The 22383-nt window shown below is 73.0% G+C and carries 18 protein-coding genes and 1 pseudogene; 10 read left to right on the top strand and 9 right to left on the bottom strand.

Annotated features, from left to right (window positions below; translation table 11 throughout):
- Positions 1-510: 510 nt before the first annotated feature.
- The 3 genes from AB0C76_RS34745 to AB0C76_RS34755 all read right to left on the bottom strand — a co-directional run bounded on the left by AB0C76_RS34745 (position 511) and on the right by AB0C76_RS34755 (position 2845).
- Positions 511-873: a hypothetical protein gene (locus AB0C76_RS34745; protein WP_359973363.1), complete on the bottom strand. Its 363-nt coding sequence runs from the start codon at positions 871-873 to the stop codon at positions 511-513.
- Positions 874-1652: 779 nt separating this feature from the next.
- The gene (locus AB0C76_RS34750) at positions 1653-2084 is read right to left on the bottom strand and encodes an Hsp20/alpha crystallin family protein (protein WP_359973366.1); all 432 of its coding nucleotides are present in this window, start codon (positions 2082-2084) and stop codon (positions 1653-1655) included.
- A 326-nt stretch (positions 2085-2410) separates the two neighbouring features.
- Complete coding sequence (locus tag AB0C76_RS34755; protein WP_359973368.1) at positions 2411-2845, bottom strand: Hsp20/alpha crystallin family protein; 435 nt, start codon at positions 2843-2845, stop codon at positions 2411-2413.
- A 120-nt stretch (positions 2846-2965) separates the two neighbouring features.
- Between AB0C76_RS34755 and AB0C76_RS34760 the strand changes: the two genes are divergently transcribed.
- Positions 2966-3652 carry a type III effector protein gene (locus AB0C76_RS34760; protein WP_359973370.1) on the top strand — a complete coding sequence of 229 codons (687 nt, stop codon included), beginning with the start codon at positions 2966-2968 and terminating at the stop codon, positions 3650-3652.
- Positions 3653-3801: 149 nt separating this feature from the next.
- A complete protein-coding gene (gene htpG / locus AB0C76_RS34765; RefSeq protein ID WP_359973372.1) occupies positions 3802-5754 on the top strand; it encodes a molecular chaperone HtpG in 1953 nt (650 codons plus the stop codon).
- Between the two features lie 839 nt (positions 5755-6593).
- Here htpG and AB0C76_RS34770 read toward each other — a convergent pair.
- The 4 genes from AB0C76_RS34770 to AB0C76_RS34785 form a co-directional block, all read right to left on the bottom strand.
- A complete protein-coding gene (locus AB0C76_RS34770) occupies positions 6594-6992 on the bottom strand; it encodes a DUF2267 domain-containing protein (protein ID WP_359973374.1) in 399 nt (132 codons plus the stop codon).
- A 46-nt stretch (positions 6993-7038) separates the two neighbouring features.
- On the bottom strand, positions 7039-7443 hold the full coding sequence (locus AB0C76_RS34775; protein WP_359973376.1) for a DUF2267 domain-containing protein: 405 nt from the start codon (positions 7441-7443) through the stop codon (positions 7039-7041).
- A gap of 57 nt (positions 7444-7500) precedes the next feature.
- A complete protein-coding gene (locus AB0C76_RS34780) occupies positions 7501-7779 on the bottom strand; it encodes an STAS domain-containing protein (RefSeq protein WP_359973378.1) in 279 nt (92 codons plus the stop codon).
- Between the two features lie 134 nt (positions 7780-7913).
- Complete coding sequence (locus AB0C76_RS34785; RefSeq protein WP_359973380.1) at positions 7914-8348, bottom strand: Hsp20/alpha crystallin family protein; 435 nt, start codon at positions 8346-8348, stop codon at positions 7914-7916.
- A 502-nt stretch (positions 8349-8850) separates the two neighbouring features.
- On the opposite strand from AB0C76_RS34785, the gene AB0C76_RS34790 reads away from it, so the two are divergent.
- From AB0C76_RS34790 to AB0C76_RS34810, 5 genes are all read left to right on the top strand, one after another.
- Positions 8851-10884, top strand: coding sequence for a PEP/pyruvate-binding domain-containing protein (locus AB0C76_RS34790; RefSeq protein WP_359973382.1), 2034 nt, complete (start codon positions 8851-8853; stop codon positions 10882-10884).
- 97 nt (positions 10885-10981) lie between these two features.
- Complete coding sequence (locus AB0C76_RS34795) at positions 10982-12337, top strand: ATP-grasp domain-containing protein (protein WP_359973384.1); 1356 nt, start codon at positions 10982-10984, stop codon at positions 12335-12337.
- 32 nt (positions 12338-12369) lie between these two features.
- A complete protein-coding gene (locus AB0C76_RS34800; RefSeq protein WP_359973386.1) occupies positions 12370-13509 on the top strand; it encodes a nucleotide disphospho-sugar-binding domain-containing protein in 1140 nt (379 codons plus the stop codon).
- A 370-nt stretch (positions 13510-13879) separates the two neighbouring features.
- A complete protein-coding gene (locus tag AB0C76_RS34805; RefSeq protein WP_359973388.1) occupies positions 13880-14215 on the top strand; it encodes a DUF6545 domain-containing protein in 336 nt (111 codons plus the stop codon).
- A gap of 208 nt (positions 14216-14423) precedes the next feature.
- A complete protein-coding gene (locus AB0C76_RS34810; RefSeq protein ID WP_359973390.1) occupies positions 14424-15140 on the top strand; it encodes an AfsR/SARP family transcriptional regulator in 717 nt (238 codons plus the stop codon).
- Between the two features lie 61 nt (positions 15141-15201).
- Here AB0C76_RS34810 and AB0C76_RS34815 read toward each other — a convergent pair whose 3' ends face one another.
- On the bottom strand, positions 15202-15645 hold the full coding sequence (locus AB0C76_RS34815) for a helix-turn-helix transcriptional regulator (RefSeq protein ID WP_359973429.1): 444 nt from the start codon (positions 15643-15645) through the stop codon (positions 15202-15204).
- A 1837-nt stretch (positions 15646-17482) separates the two neighbouring features.
- Positions 17483-17932: pseudogene (locus AB0C76_RS34820) on the bottom strand (ATP-binding protein); the annotation flags it as partial.
- Between the two features lie 280 nt (positions 17933-18212).
- Between AB0C76_RS34820 and AB0C76_RS34825 the strand changes: the two are divergent.
- From AB0C76_RS34825 to AB0C76_RS34835, 3 genes are all read left to right on the top strand, one after another.
- Positions 18213-20828 carry a DUF6531 domain-containing protein gene (locus tag AB0C76_RS34825; RefSeq protein ID WP_359973392.1) on the top strand — a complete coding sequence of 872 codons (2616 nt, stop codon included), beginning with the start codon at positions 18213-18215 and terminating at the stop codon, positions 20826-20828.
- Positions 20829-20908: 80 nt separating this feature from the next.
- The gene (locus AB0C76_RS34830) at positions 20909-21313 is read left to right on the top strand and encodes a hypothetical protein (protein WP_359973393.1); all 405 of its coding nucleotides are present in this window, start codon (positions 20909-20911) and stop codon (positions 21311-21313) included.
- A 34-nt stretch (positions 21314-21347) separates the two neighbouring features.
- Complete coding sequence (locus AB0C76_RS34835) at positions 21348-22382, top strand: 3-oxoacyl-ACP synthase III family protein (RefSeq protein WP_359973395.1); 1035 nt, start codon at positions 21348-21350, stop codon at positions 22380-22382.
- The last annotated feature ends 1 nt before the right edge of the window (position 22383 follow it).

Raw genomic sequence — 22383 nt, forward strand, 5'->3', positions numbered from 1 at the left:
GGCGCCGGTCGCGGTGGACGAGCTGATCGCCGCGGCGATCGACCGCTGCCGTGCCGCGGGTGTCCGGTCCGCCCCCCGGCCGCGACAACCAGAGCCCACCGGCACCCGCCGGGCACCCAAGCGCATCGCCCTCGCCTGCCCTCGCCGCCCGGCAAGCAGGAACGGGCCTGAACCACCCCGTGATCCAGGCCTACACGGCTCACCAACACGAAACAACAGCCCCGACCTGCTCCAACAGATCCCACCGCCCCTCCCCCGCCCGTACCCCGGCCACCGCCGGCGCCGCAACGCCGACAGCCGTGGAGGACGGCGAACGAGCGAGGTCGGGTGCCACCCCTTGAGCAGCCGGTCAGCAACCGGCCGCGAGCGGACGCGCTGCGGCCTCGGCGTCTTGGCGGCGGCCCAGGGGCGGGTCGTGCGCCGAGTAGGTCCGGCTGTCCGCCGCCGGGCGCCGCCGATCATCAGAACACCTGGGGCGCCAAGTCGGGCGGCCTTGGCCTGCCGTGATTGTCAGGAATCGGAGTAGCTGAGGTCCCCGACCGTCCAACTGCTGACGTCCTCGATCGCGATGCGGTACATGCCACCGGTGTGGGGCAGCCCGAAGTCGCCCTGCAGGATCTTCGCCCGGTGGAGATGCAGATGGGTGGGCCGCGCGGGCCGGCCGTCGGCGGGCGGGGCGAAGAGGGCGGCGAACGGCTTCAGGTGCTCCGAGGCCTGGAGCACCTCCGCCACCCGCTCCAACCACAGGGACATCGGCGCGAGCCTGCCGGTGATCACCGCTCCGGGGACCACCACGGTCAGGGACATCTGATTGCTGTGCTCGGACTCGACCATCGCGGCGATGTCGACGAGCAGCGTGTCAGGGTTCGACATGCCCCCAGAATAGGACACCGCCTCCGCGGCGCCCACGGGCCTGGGGCAGGGGCGGTGGTGGCGGCGGTGGCGGACCTTGCCCTGCCGCACGGCCGGGCGCCACGCGGAGGCGACCTGATGTGCCGGTCGACTGCGCCGCGGCGCTGGACAGTTGGGACAAGCCGTGAAGGCCGGGGCATCGCCCGGATCGCGCGGACCGGCAGTGGCGAGCAGGTCGGCTCCCAGGGCGGTGACGGTGAAGCCCGCGGAGCCGAGGACCTCCGGCCGGGCCGACGTCAGCGCGCCGCGGATGCCGCGGTGCGCCCGGCGGCGTCGGCGGGATGCGGACAGGCATGGAGGGTCGGTCCGATCGAGTGCTGACCCGGGCTCCGTCCCAGCACCAGGCCGACCATCATTGACCGCTCGTCACATGACGTTCCGGTCATCGCAGGTACCGCTTCGGATCGGACCGCCGGGTACCCGTTCGACCCCGTCGGTGAGGCGGCGAGGAAGTGAAAGGCGGCGCCCAGGAGGACGCCGTGTGCACGGTTCGGGCGGTCTGCGCGGCCGCGGCACACCGTGGGACCGACCGTGGTGCCGCGCGGCGGACACGGGAGGAGCCCGTTGTTCCGCGCGGCACCCAACCCTTTCTCGGGTTCCGGGCCCGAGAGCCGAGGTCGGGCCCGGAACCCGGGGCCCGCGCAGCCGGCGCAGGTTCTCGGTCGGATGCCGCAGGGGCGGCCGGGGACTGTTCCGCCCCTACGGCACCGTTTCCGCTGGGGCACCGGGCCCGGCGGGGGTCAGGCCTGGAGTTCCTCGCGGTCACCGCCGCTGATCTGGATCTTGCGGGGCTTGGCAGTCTCGGCGACCGGGATGGTGAGGGTGAGCACACCGGCCTCGTAGGAGGCGGTGATGCGGTCGGCGTCGAGGGCATCACCGAGGAACAGTTGCCGGGAGAAGACCCCGAGCGGGCGCTCGGAGAGCTGGATCTCGGCATTGTCGCCGCGTTCCGCGGGTCGCCGCTCGGCCTTGACGGTCAGCACGTTCCGCTCGACGTCCAGGTCGATCGCCTCCGGACTGATGCCCGGCAGGTCGAACTGGACGTAGAACGTGTCACCCTCGCGCCAGGCGTCCATCGGCATCGCGGACGGGCGCGACCACGTGCCGGTCGTGCCGAACACCTGCTGGGTGATCCGGTCCAGCTCGCGGAAGGGGTCGGTGCGCATCAACATCGTGGAGCATCTCCTCGTCGAATCAACGGGCAGCTTCGAGACACATCCGTCTGGGCATGTCACCTCCTCAGAGACCGCTGGCGCGTGTCGCTGAACGGCTGACAGGGCGGATGGTCAGAGGTACGAGTGGACAGGAGGTCCTCAGGGGCCGGGCCATCGGCCCCGGGTGCCGCGCGCGAACGGGCGGTGGCCCGGCGGCACGGTTGCGGACGGAGGTCGGTGCGCCGATCGCCCGGCGATCCGTGGGTCGGCGCCCGGATCGGGCCCCGCCGACGCCATGGCCCGCGGGTGGTGCGGAAGGCGGTGGCGTGCCGGCCTCGCCGGGCTCACGCCGCCGCGGGAACGGGCCGGCCGCCCTTGTCGGGCGACTGGTCGGCCGCGCCGGTCCGGACGGTGATCTTGCGGCGCCGGGAGGCCTGGGCGACGGGGACGGTGATGGTCAGGACGCCGTCCTGCAGGTGGGCCGCGATGCGGCCCGGGTCGAGGCTGTCGGCCAGCTGGATGCGGCGCTCGAACACCCCGTGGGCCCGTTCGGCGTGCTGGGTGTGCGCGCCCTCGCGGCGCGGGGTGGACCGGCGCTCGGCCCGCACGGTGACCGTCCGGCCCAGTGCCCGGACCTCGATCGCCTCCAGCGGGATGCCGGGCAGGTCGAGCGCGAGCACGAGGCGGTCGTCCTCGCGCCAGGCGTCCATCGGGATCGGGGTCGGCCGCGACCAGGGCCCGGGGGGCGCCTGGTGGGTCACCGCAGTGCGCATGGACATCGTCGGACACCTCCGGTCCAGAAGGTCTTCGGGTGGTTCGCACCGGTGCGGCGCGACACGAACCGTTGTAACATGTCATCCAGACGATGACAAACACCCAGTCAGCGAAAGAGTGACGACATGGATACCCAGGACACCGGCGCGGCCGGGGTGGGGCCGGCCTCGTTCCTGGCCGCCGCCGCCGCGCTGGGCATGATGGACGCCGCCGCCCGCACCGCCCGCCACGCCCCCCCGGACGACGCAGGCCAAAGCGATCCGCGACAGGCCCTGTCCGCACTCCTGCTGCTACGCCACCTGCGCGAGGAACTCGCCGGCTGGGAGACCGGCCTGATCGAGACCGCCCGCGATGCCGGTGCCACCTGGGCCGACCTCGCCGAGCCCCTGGGCGTCCAGAGCCGCCAGGCCGCCGAGCGCCGCTACCTGCGCCTGCGTCCCAACGCGGACGCCGGCACCCAGGCGGGAAGCACCGGCGAGCAACGCGTCCAGGCCACGCGCGACCAGCGCGCCGCCGACCGCGCGGTGACCACCTGGGCCCGCGACAACGCCGCCGACCTGCGCCGCCTCGCCGGACAGATCGGCGCTCTGGACGACCTCAGCACGCAGGCGGCCCCCGCCATAGGACGCCTCCTGGACGCGCTCGGCCACCACGACCCCGCCCGCCTGCTCGCCCCGCTCGCCGAGACCCGGCCCCTCCTGGAGGCGGACCACCCGAAGATCGCAGACCGCCTCGATCAGCTCACCGCCCGAGCCGACCAGCTACGCGCCGACAGCGACCGGCAGCGCCGCACACCCCCGGTCGGCCCGTGACCGGTACGCCGTGAACCGCCGCAGGCCTGCAGCAACACCACTCCCGCAGGGGGCGTGAGTTGATGCTCCGGCAGCTCTCGGCATGCAGACCGCCCGTGCCTTTCCGACCGTTCCGAACCCTTATCCACCTCTCGAAGGAGACGCCTCCCGTGGCCAGCCCGACCCAGACGCTGGAGTTCCAGGCGGAGACCCGCCAGCTGTTGCAGCTGGTGATCCACTCGATCTACTCGAACAAGGACATCTTCCTGCGCGAGCTGATCTCCAACGCCTCCGACGCCCTCGACAAGCTCCGCCTGGAGTCCCTCACCGACGCCGGCCTCGACGCCGACACCTCCGACCTGCACATCACGCTGGACATCGACCGCGACGCCCGCACCCTGACGGTGCGGGACAACGGCATCGGCATGACCCGCGACGACGTCGTCGACCTGATCGGCACCATCGCCAAGTCCGGCACCGCGAGCCTGCTGGCGAAGATCAAGGAGACCAAGGACGCGGCCGCGGCACAGAGCCTGATCGGCCAGTTCGGGGTCGGCTTCTACTCGGCGTTCATGGTCGCCGACAAGGTCACCCTGCGAACGCGCCGGGCCGGCACCGAGCAGGGCACCGTGTGGGAGTCCGACGGTGAGGGGACCTACACCATCGCGGAGGCCGGCGACCTGCCGGTGGGCACCTCGGTCACGCTGCACCTCAAGCCGGCGGACGGCGAGGACGGGCTGGGCGACTACCTGGCCGCGTGGAAGATCCGCCAGATCGTCAAGCAGTACTCGGACTTCATCCGCTGGCCCATCCGCATGGCCGCCGAACGCGTCGGCGAGGAAGCCGGATCCGGTACCGAAGGCGGTGCCGAGGACGGGGGCGCAGTCGCTCCGGAGACGCTGAACTCGATGAAGGCGCTGTGGGCCCGCCCCCGCAGCGAGGTGACCGAGGCCGAGTACAACGAGTTCTACCGGCAGATCAGCCACGACTGGCAGGACCCGGCCGAGACGATCCACATGCGCGCCGAGGGCACCTTCGAGTACGAGGCGCTGCTGTTCGTCCCCGCCCACGCCCCGTTCGACCTGTTCTCCCGTGACACCAAGCGGGGTGTCCAGCTGTACGTCAAGCGCGTGTTCATCATGGACGACTGCGACGCGCTGATGCCGAACTACCTGCGCTTCGTCAAGGGCGTCGTCGACGCCCACGACCTCTCCCTCAACGTCTCCCGCGAGATCCTCCAGCACGACCGCCAGATCACCGCCGTGCGCCGGCGCCTCGTCAAGAAGGTCCTCGGCGCCCTCAAGAGCACGCAGGCCACCGACACCGAGGCCTACCTCAAGCTGTGGGAGCAGTTCGGCCGCGTCCTCAAGGAAGGCCTGATCGAGGACCGCGACAACACCGACGCCCTGCTGGAACTGGTCAGCGTCGCCTCCACCCACGATGCGCAGCAGCCGACCGCGCTGCGCGAGTACGTCGCGCGGATGAAGGACGGCCAGGACGCCATCTACTACCTGACCGGCGAGAACCGGGCGATGGTGGAGAACTCCCCGCACATGGAGGCCTTCACCGCCAAGGGCTACGAGGTCCTGATCCTCACCGACCCCATCGACGAGATCTGGACCGACCAGATCCCCGCCTTCGACGGCCACCGCTTCCAGTCCATCGCCAAGGGCCAGGTCGACCTCGACGACGACACCGACGGCGACGGCGGTGACGAGGCGAAGACCGAGAAGGCCCAGCGCGAGCAGGAATTCGCCGCCCTCCTCGGCTGGCTCCAGGCCGCCCTGACCGAGCACGTCAAGCAGGTCCGTCTCTCCACCCGCCTGACCACCTCCGCCGCGTGCCTGGTCGGCGACGCCCAGGACCTGACCCCCACCCTGGAGAAGATGTACCGGGCCATGGGCCAGGAACTCCCCGCCGTCAAGCGGATCCTCGAACTCAACCCCACCCACCCCCTCATCACCGCGCTGCGCCGGGCACACGAGACGAACGCCGACGACCCGGCGCTCGCCGACCTCGCCGAACTCGTCCACGGCAGCGCCCTGCTCGCCGAAGGCGGCGACCTGCCCGACCCGGCCCGTTTCACCCGTCTCCTGACCGACCGCCTCACCCACACCCTCTGACCCCCACCGGGTGCGGCCCGCCGGACGCCACCCGGCCCGGCCGGCCGCACCCCGCACCGTGCTCGGCCGTCCCCGCCCGGCGCACCCCGCACCGTGCTCGGCCGTCCCCGCCCGGCGCACGCCGCAGGGAAGGCTGGGGCGCCGCACACGAGTCGCATCGAACCGTGCGTCCCGCCGGAGCCGAGCCCGGCCCCGGCGGGACGCACGTGCAGCGCCCGATTCGGCATCCACGCCTACGCGGCACCGCCGCCATCACCCGCCCCGGCAGCCGGAACCGGGCCCCGGACACCCCGACGGCTGCCCGATCGCCCCGGGAAACCGAGCCATGTACCGGGTCCGGACCGCCGACCGTGCGCTCTCACGGCCGAGGTGGCCTCCGGTCTGCGCGATGCGCACACCGGAGGCCACCGGGTACCGCGACCGCATCCGCATCCGCATCCGCCCCGAGCCCACTCCGGTCCACCAGTGCCCGTTGCCGAATGCCATGGTGGGACCCCGAAGGGTGCAGGTGCGGCGGGAGCCGTGTCGGCGCGCCGCCCCCGAGCCGGTCCCGTCCCCCGAGGATCGTGCCGCGGGGGTCGGAGCAGTGCCCGAACGGGCGGCCCGTTCCCTGTGCGGACGGCGGCGCCCCGGGGGCCCGCGCCGGCTGCGCGCACCCCGCCCGCGGCCCAGGCGCACGCCGCCGAACACCAGGGCTGCGACGAACAGCACGGCGCCGATGACGAGCAGCCACAGCAGGCCCTTCACGAGGGCGCCGACGAAGCCGAACACCACGGCGATGAGCAGGAAACCCTTTCATGCGCGCGGGACGGGTCAGCGGCCGTCCTGTCCGGTGCGGGTCAGGCGGCGGCGGGGGTGAGGTCGGCTCGGCCGAACAGGAGCGCGTAGCCACGGGGGAGGTAGGTGAGGAGACGGCCGGTGAGCTGGGCGCCTGCGAGGTCGGCGAGGGCCGTGAGGACGCTGGAGGCATCCCAGCGCGCGCCCTCGAGGGTCGTGTTGAGGTTACGGGCGACGGCTTCGACGAAGGCGGGGGCGGTGACCGGCTGGGTGAGGGGGATCGGGGCGACGAGGAGGGCGCGGGCCCGCTCGGGCAGAACCGCGGCCACGTCGCAGCGTTCGTCGCCGGTGAGCTGGGAGCCGAGTATGCCGAGGACGGCGTTGAGGGCGCATTCGGCTTCCTGGTCGCTGTTGTAGCGGCCGAGGTCGCGGACCTGCTGGACGAGGGTGTGCCAGGTCATGACGGTGCCTTTCGTGTGGCAGGCCGCTTCGGGGCGGCGGCAGGGGTCAGGGGCGCTGGCCGGGCCGGGGGCGGCCGAAGAGGACGTCGTAGCCGGGTGGCAGCTGGAGGAGAGCACGCTGTATCAGGTCGTCGCCCGCGGCGTCCGCGGTGGTGGACAGGACGGCACCGATGTCCCACAGGGCAGTGGTTTCGGTGGCGCCCTCGATCCAGGCGGCGGTGGCGCGCACGAACCGTTCCGGGGTGAGCGGTTCGGCGGCCTGGAGCGGGTTGAGCAGGATCAGGGCGAGGGTCTCGGGCAGCCGGGCCGCGAGCTCGGCGCGGACCTGGCCGACCAGGTGGGCACCCAGCAGTGCGAGCACGAAACGGGCCGCCCGATCGGCCTCCTGGCGGGTGCCGTATTCGCCGCGTTCCCGGACCCGGTCCAGGAACGCTTCCCATCGCAGAGTCATCGCGCGTCTGCCTTCCATCCGGGCGGGCGCTCGGGCGCCCAGGTCAGGGTTCGACGGTCAGTCGCCGGTGCAGCCGGTGAGCTCGAGCAGGCGCAGCACACGGGCGCCTGCTCCGCGCAGGACCAGGCGTGCACCCGGCCGGTCGGCCTGGTTCCGGGCGTGGACGAGGGCGCTCGGGCCCGCGCAGTCCATGAAGTCCACCCCTGACAGGTCGAGCACCACCTCGCGGCGGGCCAGGAGTGCTGCGGTCAGCTCCCGGCGCGGTACGCAGGCGGTTTCGAGGTCGAGGTCGCCGCTTGCGGTGACCACGGCGGCGGCCGTGTGCCGGTCGTGCATGGCAGTCTCGCTGTCGGTTCGCCTGCACAACACCCGGCGTGGCAAGGGGCGGGTTCGGGTGGGACGTGACGGTGGACCGTCCCGTGCGACCGGGGGGATAGCCGCACGGGACGGTCCGGTCTCGAAGCTGCCCGTCAGGCCTGGATCTGCTTGCGCTCGCCGCGGTGGCTGATCGAGATCTTGCGGGGCTTGGCCTTCTCGGCGACCGGGATCTTCAGGGTCAGCACGCCGGCGTCGTAGTCGGCGCCGATCCCCTCGGGGTCGAGGGTGTCGGAGAGCATGACCTGCCGGGAGAACACTCCGAGCGGGCGCTCGGACAGCTCCCACTTCACGTCCTCGCCCTCGTGGCGGGGCCGACGCTCGGCCTTGACGGTCAGCATGTTCCGCTCGACGTCGATCTCGATCGCCTTCGGGTCCACCCCCGGAAGATCGAAGCAGATCACGTACTCGTCGCCGGTGCGGTAGGCGTCCAGCGGCATCGGGGCCGGACGCGACCACGTACCCGTACTGCCGAGGAACTGCTGGGTGAGACGGTCCAGCTCGCGGAACGGATCGGTGCGCATCAGCATCGCGAACACCTCCTAGTGGATCGATGGTGCCAGTGCGCTTCACCTGAGTCCGTTCTAGCATGTCATCCATCGGATGACAAACAAGGGGTCGTCAAAGGAGTGACAACATCCACGAGAGGCCGCCCCGGTCCACCTTCGCCCACGCCAACGCGCCCCATTCGCCCCGGCGGGCGGTGAGCCACGACCCCAGGTCCGCGCGCTTCCAGGGACGTGATCCCGGCGCGCCGGCGGTCGCGGAGAATCGCATGGAAATCAACAATTCCGGATGCGCTTGATCGCGTATCAAGCATCCGGATGCGCAGCCCCGATGTGACCCTTGCCACAGCCGCAAGGGTCACCTCATTCATTGGCGGCCGTTTACCTGGCCGAAACGATCCACGTTGGCCTGATGTCATGTGATCATTCGTCAAACCTTCATATTCGATGGCACTGTGTGCGTAGCCGTACCACCCTTCTGCACCAAGTACACATGATCGTGTACACGATGACGAATGGCTGAACTGTGCGCACTACCCGTTCGGATCGCAACGACGCGACCACGCGGCCCTGCCTTCCAGATCAACAGCTCACGCTCCAGGAGTTCTCCCGGCTCGCCGGGCAGGTCGGGGGCTACCCCTACGTGAAGGTCGTGCTCGACCGTCAGGAGTCCGTGCTCCACTTCATCGACAGTGCCGACGGCACCCTCCACGTCCGGTACATCGCGAGCGAGATCCTCGGAATGTCGATCGACGAACTGGCCCGCGGGCTCGACGCGTTCAACGACGAGGTTTACCGGAATCCCGATCGCCGTTTCTATCTCGGCACCCTCGCGCACCACACCCACCACATCCACCACGGCGAATTCCTGTCCCTGGAAACGGTCGACGTCGACACCATGTCCCAGGAGATGCTGCGGTTCTTCTTCCACCGGGTGCGCGCGCACGTCGACCCCGCGCTGCCGCTGGTCCTCAAGCCGGCCAACCACCGCCAGGAGGGCTACGTCGCCCGCATCCCTGAGAGCGAGATGCCGCGCGTCCTGTCCCACGAGCTCTATTCCACGGCCGCGTTCGTGCCGCTCGCGGCCGGGGCGGCCCACGGGCGGCTGCGGGTGTTCCGGTCGGAGGAGGAGTACCGGGGCGATCCCGAACCACTGGCGTGGCACGACATCGTGGTGATGCCGCGGGTGCCCGAGGACATCCCCCGGGTGTCCGGGATCATCCACACCGAGCACACCACGCCGCTCTCCCACATCAACGTGATGGCCGCCGGCTGGCGGATCCCCAACGCCGTCGGCGTCGGGGCCGTCGAGCGGATCGAGCGTGCCGGGCTGGCCGGGCGGTGGGTGCACTACCGGGTCGACGCGGACGGAGAGGACTTCCTCCTGGAGGCCGCGGAGCCGGGCAGCCCCGGAGGCACACGGCCCGCCGCGTCGGGCGACCGCGTGGTCGTGGACTCGCCCGACCTCACGCCCACGCCGATCGCCCCGCTGTTCGACCTGCGCGCTGGCGACCACGTCCGGTTCGGCACCAAGGCGGCGGGCCTCGGCGAGCTCACCCACCTGCTGCAGCACGGCTCGCCGCGCTGGCTCGGCTTCTACCGCGTGCCCCGGCCGCCCCGGGACAACCTGCTGCGCTACCTGGCCCGCCAGCTCGATCTCCCGGAGGACGCGGACGAGTCCGAACTGAACTCCGCCGCGCAGCAGTTGGTCAAGGAGCACGTCCAGGTGCCGCGCGGGATCGTGCTGCCCTTCTCCCTCCAGCAGCGTTTCCTCGACTCCTCGGCGGAGCTTCGGGCAGTCGTCGAGACGATCAATTCGGAGCTGCCGAACGGGACTTCGCCCCAGCGGGTCGAGGAGCTCTGCCGCGAAGCCCAGCGACTGGTCCGCACCACGCCGGTGCCGGGGCCGATCCGAGCCGAGATCGACCGGGCGGTCGGCCGGCACCTGTACGGCGCGCCCGTCCTGGTCGTCCGCAGTTCCTCCAACGCCGAGGACCTGCCCGGCTTCTCGGCCGCCGGGCTCTACGAGTCGGTGGCGAACGTCGGCGCCGCGGGCGGCGCGGTCCTCGACGCGCTCCTCGACGCGGTCCGGGAGGTGTGGGCGTCGCTGCTGTCGCCGCGCGCGGTGCTGCTGCGGAGCCAGGCCGGCATCCCGCCGGAGCACTGCCGCATGGGCGTGATCGTCCAGGAACAGGTGGGCGCCACCGTCGGCGGTGTCCTGGTGAGCTGCAACCCGCTGAGCCCCGGGGACTTCCGCAACGTCCTCCTCAACATCTCGCCGCGCTCGGTGACCGACGTCGTCACCGGCCGGGGCGTCCCGATCCAGTACCTGTGCAACACGATGGAGGGCGGCAGCCGCACGGTCTCGCTCGGCACCGCCGCCGCCGACCTGGACCGCGGGACCAAGGACGTCCTGGGTCGGCTGGCCCTGGTCAGCCGACTGCTGCAGTCGCACTTCTCACCCGACGAGGCGTACGACGCCCCGGTCGACGTCGAGTGGGCGGTCGAGGGCGACCGGATCAGCCTGCTGCAGGTGCGCCCGTTCCGCACCGCCGGCTGACGACTCCCGTCCACACGTCCCGGGCCCCGCACGAGCCTGCTCCGAGGCAGCTCACGCATGCCGCCGGGCCGACTGAACTTCCCCTGGAGAACCGAAGTTGAACAAGATCCTGTACGTCTACGTCAAGGGCGGAGCCCCGCTCGAATACGCCTTCCCGCGCATCGCCGCGTGCGGGGAGCTGCACGTCCTCGCGCTGGCGCCGCTGCCCACGACCGCGGAGGCCGTGTGGCGTCCCAGCTGCACGAGCATCGAGCTCGTACCGGACGCCCCGCGCGGCGACGAGCTCGTCGAGCTGATCGTGGAGCACGCGAAGGCCGTCGGCGCCGACGCGGTGCTGACCCTCTCGGAGTTCGCCGTGCTGGCCGTCGCGCACGCGGCGAGCCGGCTCGGGCTGGCCGGCGCCGGAGAGGGGATCCTCCGCGCCCGCGACAAGCGGCTGATGCGGGAGGCGTGGGCCGCGGCCGGCGTGCCGATACCCGCCTTCCGCCGGGTCGACAGCCTCGCGGACCTGGACGCCGCGCTGGCCGCGTTGACGCCCCCGCTGCTGCTCAAGCCGGCCTGGGGCGCCGGGTCGGTGGCGCAGATCGTGCTGGACGCGCCCGAGGACGCCGCCCCGGCGTGGGAGGAGATCGAGCGCGGGCTGCGGGCCGGCAGCCGGGTCGGCATGAACGAGCTCTACGCCGCGGACACCGACCGGGACCGGCTGGTCGAGGAGATCGCCCAGGGCTCCACCGACGGCTGGTACGACGAACCCGGCTACGGCGACTACGTGAGCGTGGAGGGGATCGTCGCGGACGGCGCCTACCACCCGCTGGCCATCACCGCCAAGCTGCCGACCGTGCCCTCCTTCGTCGAGGTGGCCAGCACCTCGCCCGCGGTCCTCCCGGTGCCGCTGCAGCGCCGGATCGAGGAGGTCTCGCGGCAGGCCGTCGACGCGCTCGGACTGGAGAACTGCGGTACGCACACCGAGCTGAAGCTCATGGCGGACGGCGGGCTGGTGGTCATCGAGACCGCCGCGCGGTTCGGCGGCCTGCTGACGACCCGCCAGGTCCACGAGGTCTTCGGGCTCGACCCGATCGGCATGCTGGTGCGGCAGTTGCTCGGCGAGCGCGTCGACTACCCCGCGGCCATGCTCACCGACGGGGTCAGGGCCGCCGCGTCGGTGGCCGTCGTCCCGGCCGACGCGGCCGGGACGCCCTGGCGGAGCAGGCCGGTCTGGAACCCGCGGGGCGTGGACTGGCAGGGCCTGCTCTCGCCGGGCAGCACCATCGAGGCCGTCCCCGCCTTCACCCTGCCCGAGGGCCAGCCGGTCCCGGCCTTCGACCCGTCCGCGGGGTCGCGCAACTGGCTCGGCGTCTACCTGCTGACCGCCGTCGACGCCGCCACCCTGCACCACGACTGCAACGCCGTGCTGAACGGCCTGGAAGCCGCCCTGCACCGGGCCTCCTCCTGATCCCGCCCGTCCCGACGACCGAGGTTCCTCCCATGCGCGTACTGTTCGCCGGCGCCCCCGGCTTCGGCCACCTCTTCCCGCTCGTCCCGCTGGCCAGGGCGATGCGCGGGCTCGGCCACGAGGTCGCGGTGGCCTCGATGGACGGCGGCGAGCCGGTCGCCGCGTCCGGGCTGCCGTACCTGTCCATCGCCCCCGGCGTCGACTGGCGCCAGGAGATCAGGGAGGCCGGCCGCACCCGGCGGCCCGACCTGATGGAGCGGGTGATCGCGACCAACTCGGCCGACCGCGAGGCGTTCGTCCCGCTCGCCGCCCACGTCAACAGCCGGGTGGCCGACGCGGTGGTCGAGCTCGCCGCACGGTGGCGGCCGGACCTCGTGGTGTACGAGTACCAGTTCCCGGTGGCACTGCTCGCGGCGGCCCGCCTGGGCGTGCCCGCCGTCCAGCACGACCTGGGCTTCGTCCGCACCCCGAAGCTGCGCGCACTGATGCTCGCCGAGATGGCGGACACCTTCGCGCGGCACGGGATCGACCGGCTGCCCGAGCCCGCGGAGACCATCGACCTCGCGCCGCCGAGCACGACGGGGGGCGATCTGTACGGCTGCTCGATGCGGCCAGTCTCGTACAACGGCGAGGGCGGCGTCCCGGCGCCGCTGGCGGCACCGGCCGACCGCCCGCGCGTCGCGGTGACGCTCGGCACCGTGCCGCCCAAGACCGACGGTCTGACCAGGGTCGAGCGGGTGATCGCGGCAGCGGCCGGCCTCGACGCGGAGTTCGTGCTGGCCACCGGCGAACTCGACCTGAGCACGCTCGGCACGCTGCCGGACAACGTGCGCGCGTACGGCTGGGTGCCGTGGCGGGCGCTGCTGGACACCTGCGCGGCGGCGATCCACCACGGCGGCAGCGCCAGCGCGCTCGGCGCGCTGGACGCGGGCGTCCCGCAACTCGTCCTGCCCGACGGCTCCGACCGCTTCATCACCGCGGACGCCGTGCACGCCCGCGGCGCGGGGCTCCGGGCGAGTGCCGAGGAGATCGGTCCCGCGCTGCTGGACCGGCTGCTCACCGACGGGGCGCTGCGCCGGGCCGCGCGCGAGGTCGGCGCCGAGATAGCGGCGATGCCGAGCCCGACGGACGTGGCGCAGCGGCTCACCGGCACGGTCGCCGCCACCCGCTGAGGCGGGGCCCCGGTGCCCGGGCCGCGAACGCGCGGTCGGGGCACCGGTCTCCTCGGCGGCCGCGGCGAAAACCCCTGCTGCACGGGCCTGTTCTACGACCTGGGCAACGTCTTCCTGTTCTCCGGGTACGCCGCGTGCGCCCCTCCTCGCCCTGCGGCACTCGCGCGCCGGGCACCCGCTGCGCAGGTGGTCCCTGGCGGTCATCGCCGTCGGCCTGATCGGGCTGGACCTGAACTGCGTCCACCGCGTGCTGTGGGTCAACCTGCCGGGGCTGCGCACGCCCGGGACGCTGGTGACGTACGACGAGGACTTCGGCTTCGGCATCGCAGCCACGATCGTGGTGTGAGCGGGGCTGAGCCTGCCGTTCTTCGTGGGCCTGTTCCAGCTGCGGCGGGACCGGCGCGACCACCGCGCGCAGTACCACGGCCTGGAGGCGTTGTGGCAGCGAGTGGCGGCCTTCTACCCCGAGCTGGTCCTCGACCGGCGGAGTTTCGTCGGGCGGCAGCTGGGGCCCGTCACGGACTACGCCTCGGCCACGTACCGGCGGTACGTGGAGTGCCGGGACGGGCTGACCCGGCTACAGATTACTGCCGGAGAGGCGCCAGGCTTGCAGCGGAGACGCATCGTCCAGTCAGCCGGTGGCACGGGAGGACTGTGCGGGACGACCGTGCGAAGGGAGGGAAGACGCGGCAGACTACGGCCGTGATCCGGGCCGGGCCGACAGGCCCGGGGCGTCGACTATCGGCCAATCGACCTTACGTACGCAGTTTCCCTGATGCGCGAACACGTGTGCCGACCGGAGAGTTGGGGGCGAGGAGATACGAGGGCTCCCCATTCCCACCGTTTGCGAGGTATCGATGCGCTATGAACTGCTCGGGCCGCTCCGCGTGTCCGACGGTACGACGAGCTTTTCCATGAGCGCGCCGAAGATGGAGCTGACCCTGGCCACCCTGCTCGTGGGGGCCGGCCGGATCACCACGAAGGACCAGTTGATCCAGGAGCTGTGGGGCTCCGGTCCGCCGCGGCGCGCGTCGGCCGCGGTCCACGTCTACCTCTCCCAGCTGCGCAAGTTCCTCGCGGCCGCCGGGGACACCGACGGGGCCGCGATCACCACCAAGCCGTCCGGGTACCTCCTGCGGCTGGACGGCGCCCAGTACGACGTGGCCGAATTCCAGACGGCGATGCGCAGCGGTCGCGCGTGGCAGCATGCCGGGGAGTACGAGGCGGCGCTCGACGACTTCGAGCGTGCGCTGTCGCTCGTCCGGGGGCCGGTGCTGGACGGCGGCGCGGAGGGGCCGGTACTGGCCTCCTTCACCGCCTGGGTGGAGGAGGAGCGGCTGGAGTGCCTGGAGCTGTCGATCGAGGCGCGGACCGCGCTCGGCCGCCACCGGGAGGTGACCGGGCTGCTCAACACACTGATCGCGCAGTACCCGTTGCGCGAGTCCTTCTACCGCCAGCTGATGCTCGTGCTCTACCGGGCCGACCGGCAGGCGGAGGCCCTGCAGGTGTACCGCTCGGCCCAGCAGGTGCTGAGGTCCGAACTCGGGCTGGAACCGTGCCGCTCGCTGCGCCGCCTGCACCAGGCGATCCTGACCTCCGACCAGCTCCTGGACCTTCCGCTGGCGAGCTGATCCGGCCTTCGAACGGGTGGTGGCGGCGGGGCGCCCGTCCCGGCGCCACCACCCGCCCCGGTCAGCCGGCCAGCGTCATCAGCCGGACCAGGGCCACCCGGGAGGCGATCCCCAACTTGCTGTAGATGCGGGTCAGATGGACGTCGACGGTGCGCGGGCTGACCCGCAGCTGCTCCGCGATGTCCTTCGTCTTCAGCCCCTGGCCGGCGAGATCGGCCACCTCCCGTTCGCGGATGGTGAGGTCGGCGAGCGCCCCCTCCGGCCCGCGGTCGGCGGTGCGCAGCGCGGCCCGGGCCAGTTCCCTGGCCCGGACGCCGGCGGAGCTCTCGGCGCCGAGGAGCTCCTGCGCCTCCTGGTAGCGCTGCGCGGCCTCGACGGGCTGGTGCCTGCTCATCAGGACGTGGCCGCTGGCCAGCAGCGCGTGCCCGCTCTGCTCGGCGATGCCCACCACGGCGGCGGCGTCCGCGGCGTGGTCGGCCCACTGCTCGATGCTCGCCTCGTCCATCCCGGTCCGCAGCGCCGCCGCGGCGAGCAGTTCGTACCCGCGGGCGGCCAGCACCCCGACCGGTTCGGCCACCCGCCACGCCTCGCGTTCGGGCAGCAGGAGCGCCAGCGCCGATTCGGCGTCGCCGGAGACCAGGGCGGCCTCCGCCCGCAGCAGGGCGTTGAGGGGGGGTCCTGGGGGCCGTGCTCAGCACACCGCTGGCGACGAGGAACGAGCCGCGGCCGAGCTGCGCGGAGGCGGCCGCGATGGTCGCGTCCAGCAGCGCGGCGTGGTCGAGGCGCCCGAGGGTGAGGGCCATGACACGCCCCTCCTCGGCGGCGTCCAGGGCGTCGGCCATCCGGCCGGACTGGTAGTTGACGTACCCCAGGGTGGCGAGCAGCGGCAGCGTCAGGTGGACGTCGCCGCGCTCCCGGGCGGCCGTCAGCGCCCGGTCGATGTGAGCGTGCGCGGTGCCGTAACGGCCCATCAGCGCCTCCGCCCAGCCGAGGACGAGCAGGTGGACGACCTGCCGGTGGTTCGGCCGGCCGCCGTTCGCGGTGGTGTCGAGCACCCGGGACCCGGCCTCGAACGCCTGCTTCGCGGCGCACACGTCGCCCTCCAGGACCGCGCACAGGCCGCTCAGCACCAGTGCTCCGGCCGGCGACACCCCGTCCGTCCGCTGCACCTCCCGCACCAGCGCCTCGGTGTCGGAACGGGCGGGCAGCTTGCCCGCCAGGACCTTCGCCAGGTGCTGCTGCTCACGGAGCAGTACGCCGACGGCCGGGTCCGCCTGGTCCGCGGTGGAGAGTTCGACGACCAGGAGGGTCTGCACCGCCTCGTCCTGGCCGAGCGAGGCCAGGACGGTCGTCAGGAAGGCGACCTCGGCGGAGCGCGGCCCGGGGGCCAGGCGCCGGACCGGCCCGGACAGGATCGCGCCGGCCAGCGACCTGATCCGCTCGGCGTCACCCTGCGCCGCGAGCGCCCGGACCACGGCCCGCCACAGCTCCGGTCGCACCGGCGAGGCGTCCGGCGACTCGTCGGCCGGCCGCGGCAGGCGCATCGCGGCTGTCAGCCAGTGGGCGGCCCTCGAGGGCTCGCCGAGGTGCAGGGCGGTGCGCGCGGCGGAGGCGAGCACCCGGGCGTCCGAGGCGCGGGCCAGTGAACCCGACCGCTCGATGTGCGGGGCGAGTTCGGTGGCCGGGGCGTCGAGTCGGGTGAGCCGGGCCAGTGCCCGCCGGTGGGCGCCGGCCCGCCAGCACGCGTCCATGGCGGCGTTCAGGCAGCGGCCGAGCAGCGGGTGACGCAGGGCCACCAGGTCCGGCCCGGTGGCGCGGAGCAGGTCCCGCCCCTGCAGTTCCCCGAGGACCCGGCAGGCCTCGTCCTCGCCGATCCCGGCGACCTCGGCGACCGCGCTCATGCCGGACGCGCCCCCGAGCACCGCCGCCGCCTGCAGGGCCGCGCGGGCCGCTCCGTCGAGGGCCTCGGTCTCGGCCAGCAGCCGGGTGCCGAGGCCGTTGCGCGCCCAGTCCTCGCAGCCGCCGTCCGCCGGGGAGGCGGCGTCCGCCAGTGCCGTCAGGTACAGCGGGTTACCCGAGCTGCGCTCGTGCAGGTCGGCGACCTCGGCCGGTCGTCTGGTGGGACCGAGTAGTTCGGCGCTCTGAGCGAAGGTCAGCGGGGCGAGCTCGATCGTCTCGACGGTGCCGAGTTCGGTGCCGTGCCGCAGGACGGAGCGCACGGCGACCGGGGCCTGCCGCGGCCGGTGCGCGACCACGAGCGCCATGCCGCCGTCCATGGGCCAGCGCACGAGCATGTTCAGCAGCGCGGCCGAGCCGGGGTCGGCCCAGTGGAAGTCGTCGACGATCAGCACCAGTCCTTCGGGCGCGGCGGTGAGGCAGTCCGCGATCAGCCGGCGTGCTTCGGTCAGGAGGCGGCCACGGGAGGTGAAGTCGGTGTCCCCGGCCTCCTCGGACGGGGCGGTCGACGCGCCGGTCAGCGCCCGGGCTCTCGACTCGACCGACCCGGCCCCGGCCCCGCCCCGCCAGGTGGCCAGCGCGTCGACGAACGGCTGGAACGGCACCCGGGCGTCGGCCTCGGAGCACCAGCCCCGGAGCACCGCCAGGCCCCGGCCGCGCGCCTCCTGCGCCAGCGCGGTCAGCAGCCAGGTCTTCCCGCTGCCCGGGTCACCGGCCAACTCGACGATCGTGGACCGCCGTTCACGAATCGTGCGGACGTGGTCGAGCAGTCGGCCGAGCTCGGTGGTACGAACGGCCGCCCGAGCCGGCGGCGTTGTCATGACGGTAGTGGTCATCCCGAAATCCCTTCCCCCGTAAGCGACGGTGTGGCTCCGACGATGAAGTGCGCGAACGGATCACCAACAGCCACAACCAGCCTAAGAGGCCGATCCATGCCAACCGGCCCCGGAAAGAACCTCCCCAGTTAGTTCACAAGTGGCACGACGGCTACCGCACCGCGCTCGCACCGACCACGGACGGCCCACGTGCACGCCACGCGGACTTAGTCGAGCTTTAGACGGCCGGGCGAGTCTGGCGCCCGTCCGACCGACGACCCGCAGACCGAGGAGCCCATCCGTGCTCGAACTCCGGGACTTCCCCGACCACCGCGCAGTGTGGCGCCTGCCGCTCGGCGACCTGGCCGAGCTGGTGGTCGACCTCGCCACGGGCGAACCGACGCTCCGCCAGATCGACCTGGTGCTCGCCGGGGCCGGACGCCACCTGCGGCTCCTGCGCGAGCACCGCCGCGCCTCGGCCGGCGCCGACGGCTTCGGCCCCGGCTGGTCGCTCTGCGCGGGCCCCGGGTTCGAGGTCGACGCCTCCGGCGACCCCGCCACGGTGACCGACGGCCTGGGCCGCACGGTCACCCTGCACCGGGACGGCGACGGCATGGTCACCAAGGTCGTCGACCCGGCCGGCGGGCAGGCGGCGGCCTTCGCGTACGACGCCTCCGGCCGGATGGCCCGCCTGACGGGTGCCGACGGCCGCGTCACGGCCTACGGCTGGGACGACCGGGGCCGGCTGGTATCGGTCGCGGCGGGCGGCGAGACGGTCCGGCTCGGGTACGACGACCGGGACGCCGTCCTGGAGGTGGCCTGGGACGGCCCGGACGGCCGGGTCCGCACCGGGTTCACCCGCTCCCCCGGGCGCACCGTCGTCACCGGCGCCACCGGCCTGCCGACCACCTACGAGTTCGACGACCACGGACGGCCGGCCTCGGTCACCGATCCGCTCGGGCACGTCACCCGGCGGGAGTGGGACGCGGACGGCCGGCTGACGGCGGTCGTCGACGCCACCGGCGCCCGGACCGCGTTCGAGCACGACGCGGCGGGCCGCCCGGTCGCCCTGCGGCTGCCCACCTCCGCCCGCTCCACCATCGCCTACGAGGACGCCGCGCACCCCGCGCTCGCCACCGCCCTGCGCGACCCGGCCGGCAACGAACTGCTCCTGGAGTACGACGCGTCGGGGCACCTGGTCCGCAGCCGCGCCCCCGGCCGCGCGGCCGACCTGGACACCCGCGTCAACCATCCGGTGCACGGCAGGCCGACCGCGTTCACCGACGGCAACGGCCGGACCACCGTCTTCGGTTACGACGGGCAGGGCAACCTGACCGACGTCACGCCGCCCGCGCCGCTCGGGCGGACGTCCTACCGCCACGACCGGCTGTCCAGGGTCGTCGGGGTCACCGACGGCACCGGACGGCGCACGGGCTACCGGCACGACCCGACCGGCCGGCTCGCCGAGGTCACCGACGAGGAGTCCGGCCGGGTCCTGCTCACCCTGGCCCACGACGCCTTCGGCCGCGTGGTCCGCAAGTCCTCCCCCGACTGGTCCTACGAGTTCCGCTGGGTCCGGACCACGGCGGGCAGCCGGCTCGCCTCGGCCGTGCGCACCGAGGGCGCGGACACCGAGGAGGTGCGGGCCGGTCACGACGCCGAGGGCGCGCTGACCACGCTGACGACCGCGGGCGGCACGACGCGCTACGACTACGACCCGGCCGGCCGGCCCGTCACTGTCACCACCCCCGCCGGACGCACCGCCCGCCTCATCCACGACGCCGCGGGCCGCCTCACCGCCGTGGACTTCGGTGCGGGCCGCCAGGAGATCGGCTACGACGCCGCCGGGCGCCGGACCGCCCTGACGGTGCGCGGACCCGTCGGGGACCTCCTGGTCGGCGCGGAGTACCGCTACGGAACCGCCGACGGTTCGGACGGTGACGTCCTGCTCTCGACGACCGTCGACGGCGAGACCGTCACCTTCGCCTACGACGGCCTCAAGCGCCTGGTGCGGGCCGGGGACACCGAGTTCGAGTACGACGGCGCGCACCACCTGGTCCGCCTCGGCGGCACCCGCTTCACCCTCAACACGGCGGGCCAGGTGGTCCTGCTGGGCGAGACGGGCTTCGCGTACGACGGCGCCGGCAACTTCACCGAGGAGACCAACCCCACCGGCTCCTTCACCTACAGCGCCACCAACCAGACCCTGACCGGCGTGTTCGGCGGGCAGCAGGTGGTGGACATCCGGTACGACGGACTCGGTCAGGAGCTGCCGCGGCGGATCACCGAGACCACCGTGGACGGACGCACCGTCACCCACGTCCTGACCCACACCCCGCTCGGGATCGCCCGCGCCACCGACGACGGGGTCCCGACCGACTTCGTCCGCACCCCCGACGGTGCGCTGCTCGCCGTGCTCACCGCCGACGGCCGACACTACTGGGCCGTCACCGACCAGCAGGGCTCGGTGCTCGCGCTGCTGGACGAGGAGGGCAGGCTCGCCGCCCGCTACCGCTACACGCCGCACGGCGCGGTGACGGCGACCGGGGAGGCCGCCACCGCCAACCCCTTCCGCTACCGCGGCGCGTACCAGCTGCTGCGCAGCGCCCACGTCCTCGACCACCACCTCTACAACGGGTTCTGGGGCCGCTTCACCCAGCCCGACCCGACCGGGCGGCAGTACGCGCCGTACACGTTCTCCGACAACGACCCGGTGAACAGCGGCACCTGGACCAGGCACGACTTCCGGTCGGTGCTGGTGCGCCCGTTCGAACCGGCCGCCGGGTCGTTCCTCCCCCGGCCGGCCCCGGCCGGACCGGCCGACCGGCTGCTGACCGATCTCACCGGTCCCGGTGCCACCCCCGACGTCCCCCCGCTGATCACCGGGGCGCCGCCGGCACGGTTCGCGGCGCACTGACCCGCACGGGCCGCACCGCGCACCGCGCGCGTGCCGCACCCCCGATCCACCCCCTCCACCGCACTGAAAGGAACGGACACATGGCCGAGCAGATCGTCCTCCGGGTTCCCCGGGAAATCGTGGTCAAGGTCGTCGACGACGTCGAGGTCTCGGACCCGCAGGTGGGCCAGACCGGCACCTTCGACGACGAACTCTTCGACGAGTCGGGCAAGCTCATCGGCACCTCCCACGGCTCCTTCCGGATCGAGTACGTGCGCCCCGGCGACGGCGGTCTGATGACGTACTACAGCGAGGACCTCACATTCGAGGACGGCACCGTCCACGCCGAGGGGTGGGCCGACTTCAACGACGTCCGCACCAGCGAGTGGGTCTTCTACCCGGCTGTCGGCACCGGCGGTCGTTACGAGGGCCTGACCGGGTTCCGCACGTGGCGGATGACGGGTGTCCGGGCCTCGGCCGAGGCCCGGATCCTGCTGTCCGACTGACGCCAACACGCCGGCAACCGACGGGAGACCACACATGACCGGCCGGGACGTACACATCCTGTCCGCCGCAGCCGCCCTTCCCGGACCCGCCCTGGACAACGCCACGCTGGCCCGGCGGTTCGGCATGGATCCGCTGTGGGAGCAGTGGGTCGACGCGTTCATCGGCACCCGGGCCCGCCATCTGGCGCTGGACCTGGAGACCGGCAAGCAGACCCGCACCCTGGCCTCGCTCGCCGAGGAGGCGGGGCGCCGCGCGCTGGCCGCCGCCGGCCTCGGCCCGGGCGACGTCGACGCGGTGGTGCTGGCCACGGCCACCCCCGACCAGCTGATGCCGGCGACCGTCAACGTCGTGGCCGACCGGCTCGGCATCGACGGCGTGCGCAGCTTCCAGCTGCAGTCCGGCTGTTCGGGAGCGGTGCAGGCGCTGGACGTCGCGCGGCAGATCCTGCTGAGCGGCAGCGGGCGCACCGTGCTGGTGCTGGGCGGTGACGTGATCGCCCGCTTCTACGACCTCGAAACGGACCTGCGCAAGGCGGCCCCGGCCGAGCTGGTGAACTTCGTGCTCTTCGGGGACGCGGCCGGTGCGGCGGTCCTGTCGACCGACCCGGCCCCGGGCTCGGCGGCGGTGCGGGCCCTGTTCACCCGGCTCGTCGGCCTGGGCCGCCCGCCCGGGGCCGTCCTCGAATGGTTCGGCCCGGCCGACCGCCACAGCGACCGGCCCGCCGCGACCGAGGACTACAAGGCGATCGAGGAGCACGTGCCGACGATGACCGGCGAGGTGCTGGACGAGGTGCTCACCGGCCTCGGCTGGCGCGGCGACGAGGTCGACCTGCTGCTGCCGCCCCAGCTCTCCGGCCGGATGACCAAGCTGATCAGCGAACGGCTCGGACTCCCCCGCGCGCAGGACGTCTCCTGCGTGGACGACGCGGGCAACTGCGGCAACGCGATCGTCTTCCTCCAGTTGCAGCGCGCGCTGGCCGGGGCGCTCGGCCCCGGGCGACGGGCCGTCGGCATCTCCATCGAATCCAGCAAGTGGCTCAAGGCGGGCTTCGCCCTGGAAGGGAACTGAC

The sequence above is a fragment of the Kitasatospora sp. NPDC048722 genome, from assembly GCF_040650235.1.
Lineage (GTDB): Bacteria > Actinomycetota > Actinomycetes > Streptomycetales > Streptomycetaceae > Kitasatospora.

What these genes read in the sequence shown, in the direction of transcription:
- AB0C76_RS34810 (WP_359973390.1), top strand. Translation starts at nt 14,424, where the DNA reads ATGAGCGCGCCGAAGATGGAGCTGACCCTGGCCACCCTGCTCGTGGGG.
- AB0C76_RS34785 (WP_359973380.1), bottom strand. Translation starts at nt 8,348, where the DNA reads ATGCTGATGCGCACCGATCCGTTCCGCGAGCTGGACCGTCTCACCCAG.
- AB0C76_RS34780 (WP_359973378.1), bottom strand. Translation starts at nt 7,779, where the DNA reads ATGCACGACCGGCACACGGCCGCCGCCGTGGTCACCGCAAGCGGCGAC.
- AB0C76_RS34760 (WP_359973370.1), top strand. Translation starts at nt 2,966, where the DNA reads ATGGATACCCAGGACACCGGCGCGGCCGGGGTGGGGCCGGCCTCGTTC.
- AB0C76_RS34815 (WP_359973429.1), bottom strand. Translation starts at nt 15,645, where the DNA reads ATGGACGAGGCGAGCATCGAGCAGTGGGCCGACCACGCCGCGGACGCC.
- AB0C76_RS34800 (WP_359973386.1), top strand. Translation starts at nt 12,370, where the DNA reads ATGCGCGTACTGTTCGCCGGCGCCCCCGGCTTCGGCCACCTCTTCCCG.
- AB0C76_RS34835 (WP_359973395.1), top strand. Translation starts at nt 21,348, where the DNA reads ATGACCGGCCGGGACGTACACATCCTGTCCGCCGCAGCCGCCCTTCCC.
- AB0C76_RS34775 (WP_359973376.1), bottom strand. Translation starts at nt 7,443, where the DNA reads ATGACTCTGCGATGGGAAGCGTTCCTGGACCGGGTCCGGGAACGCGGC.
- AB0C76_RS34755 (WP_359973368.1), bottom strand. Translation starts at nt 2,845, where the DNA reads ATGTCCATGCGCACTGCGGTGACCCACCAGGCGCCCCCCGGGCCCTGG.
- AB0C76_RS34770 (WP_359973374.1), bottom strand. Translation starts at nt 6,992, where the DNA reads ATGACCTGGCACACCCTCGTCCAGCAGGTCCGCGACCTCGGCCGCTAC.
- AB0C76_RS34750 (WP_359973366.1), bottom strand. Translation starts at nt 2,084, where the DNA reads ATGTTGATGCGCACCGACCCCTTCCGCGAGCTGGACCGGATCACCCAG.
- AB0C76_RS34830 (WP_359973393.1), top strand. Translation starts at nt 20,909, where the DNA reads ATGGCCGAGCAGATCGTCCTCCGGGTTCCCCGGGAAATCGTGGTCAAG.
- AB0C76_RS34745 (WP_359973363.1), bottom strand. Translation starts at nt 873, where the DNA reads ATGTCGAACCCTGACACGCTGCTCGTCGACATCGCCGCGATGGTCGAG.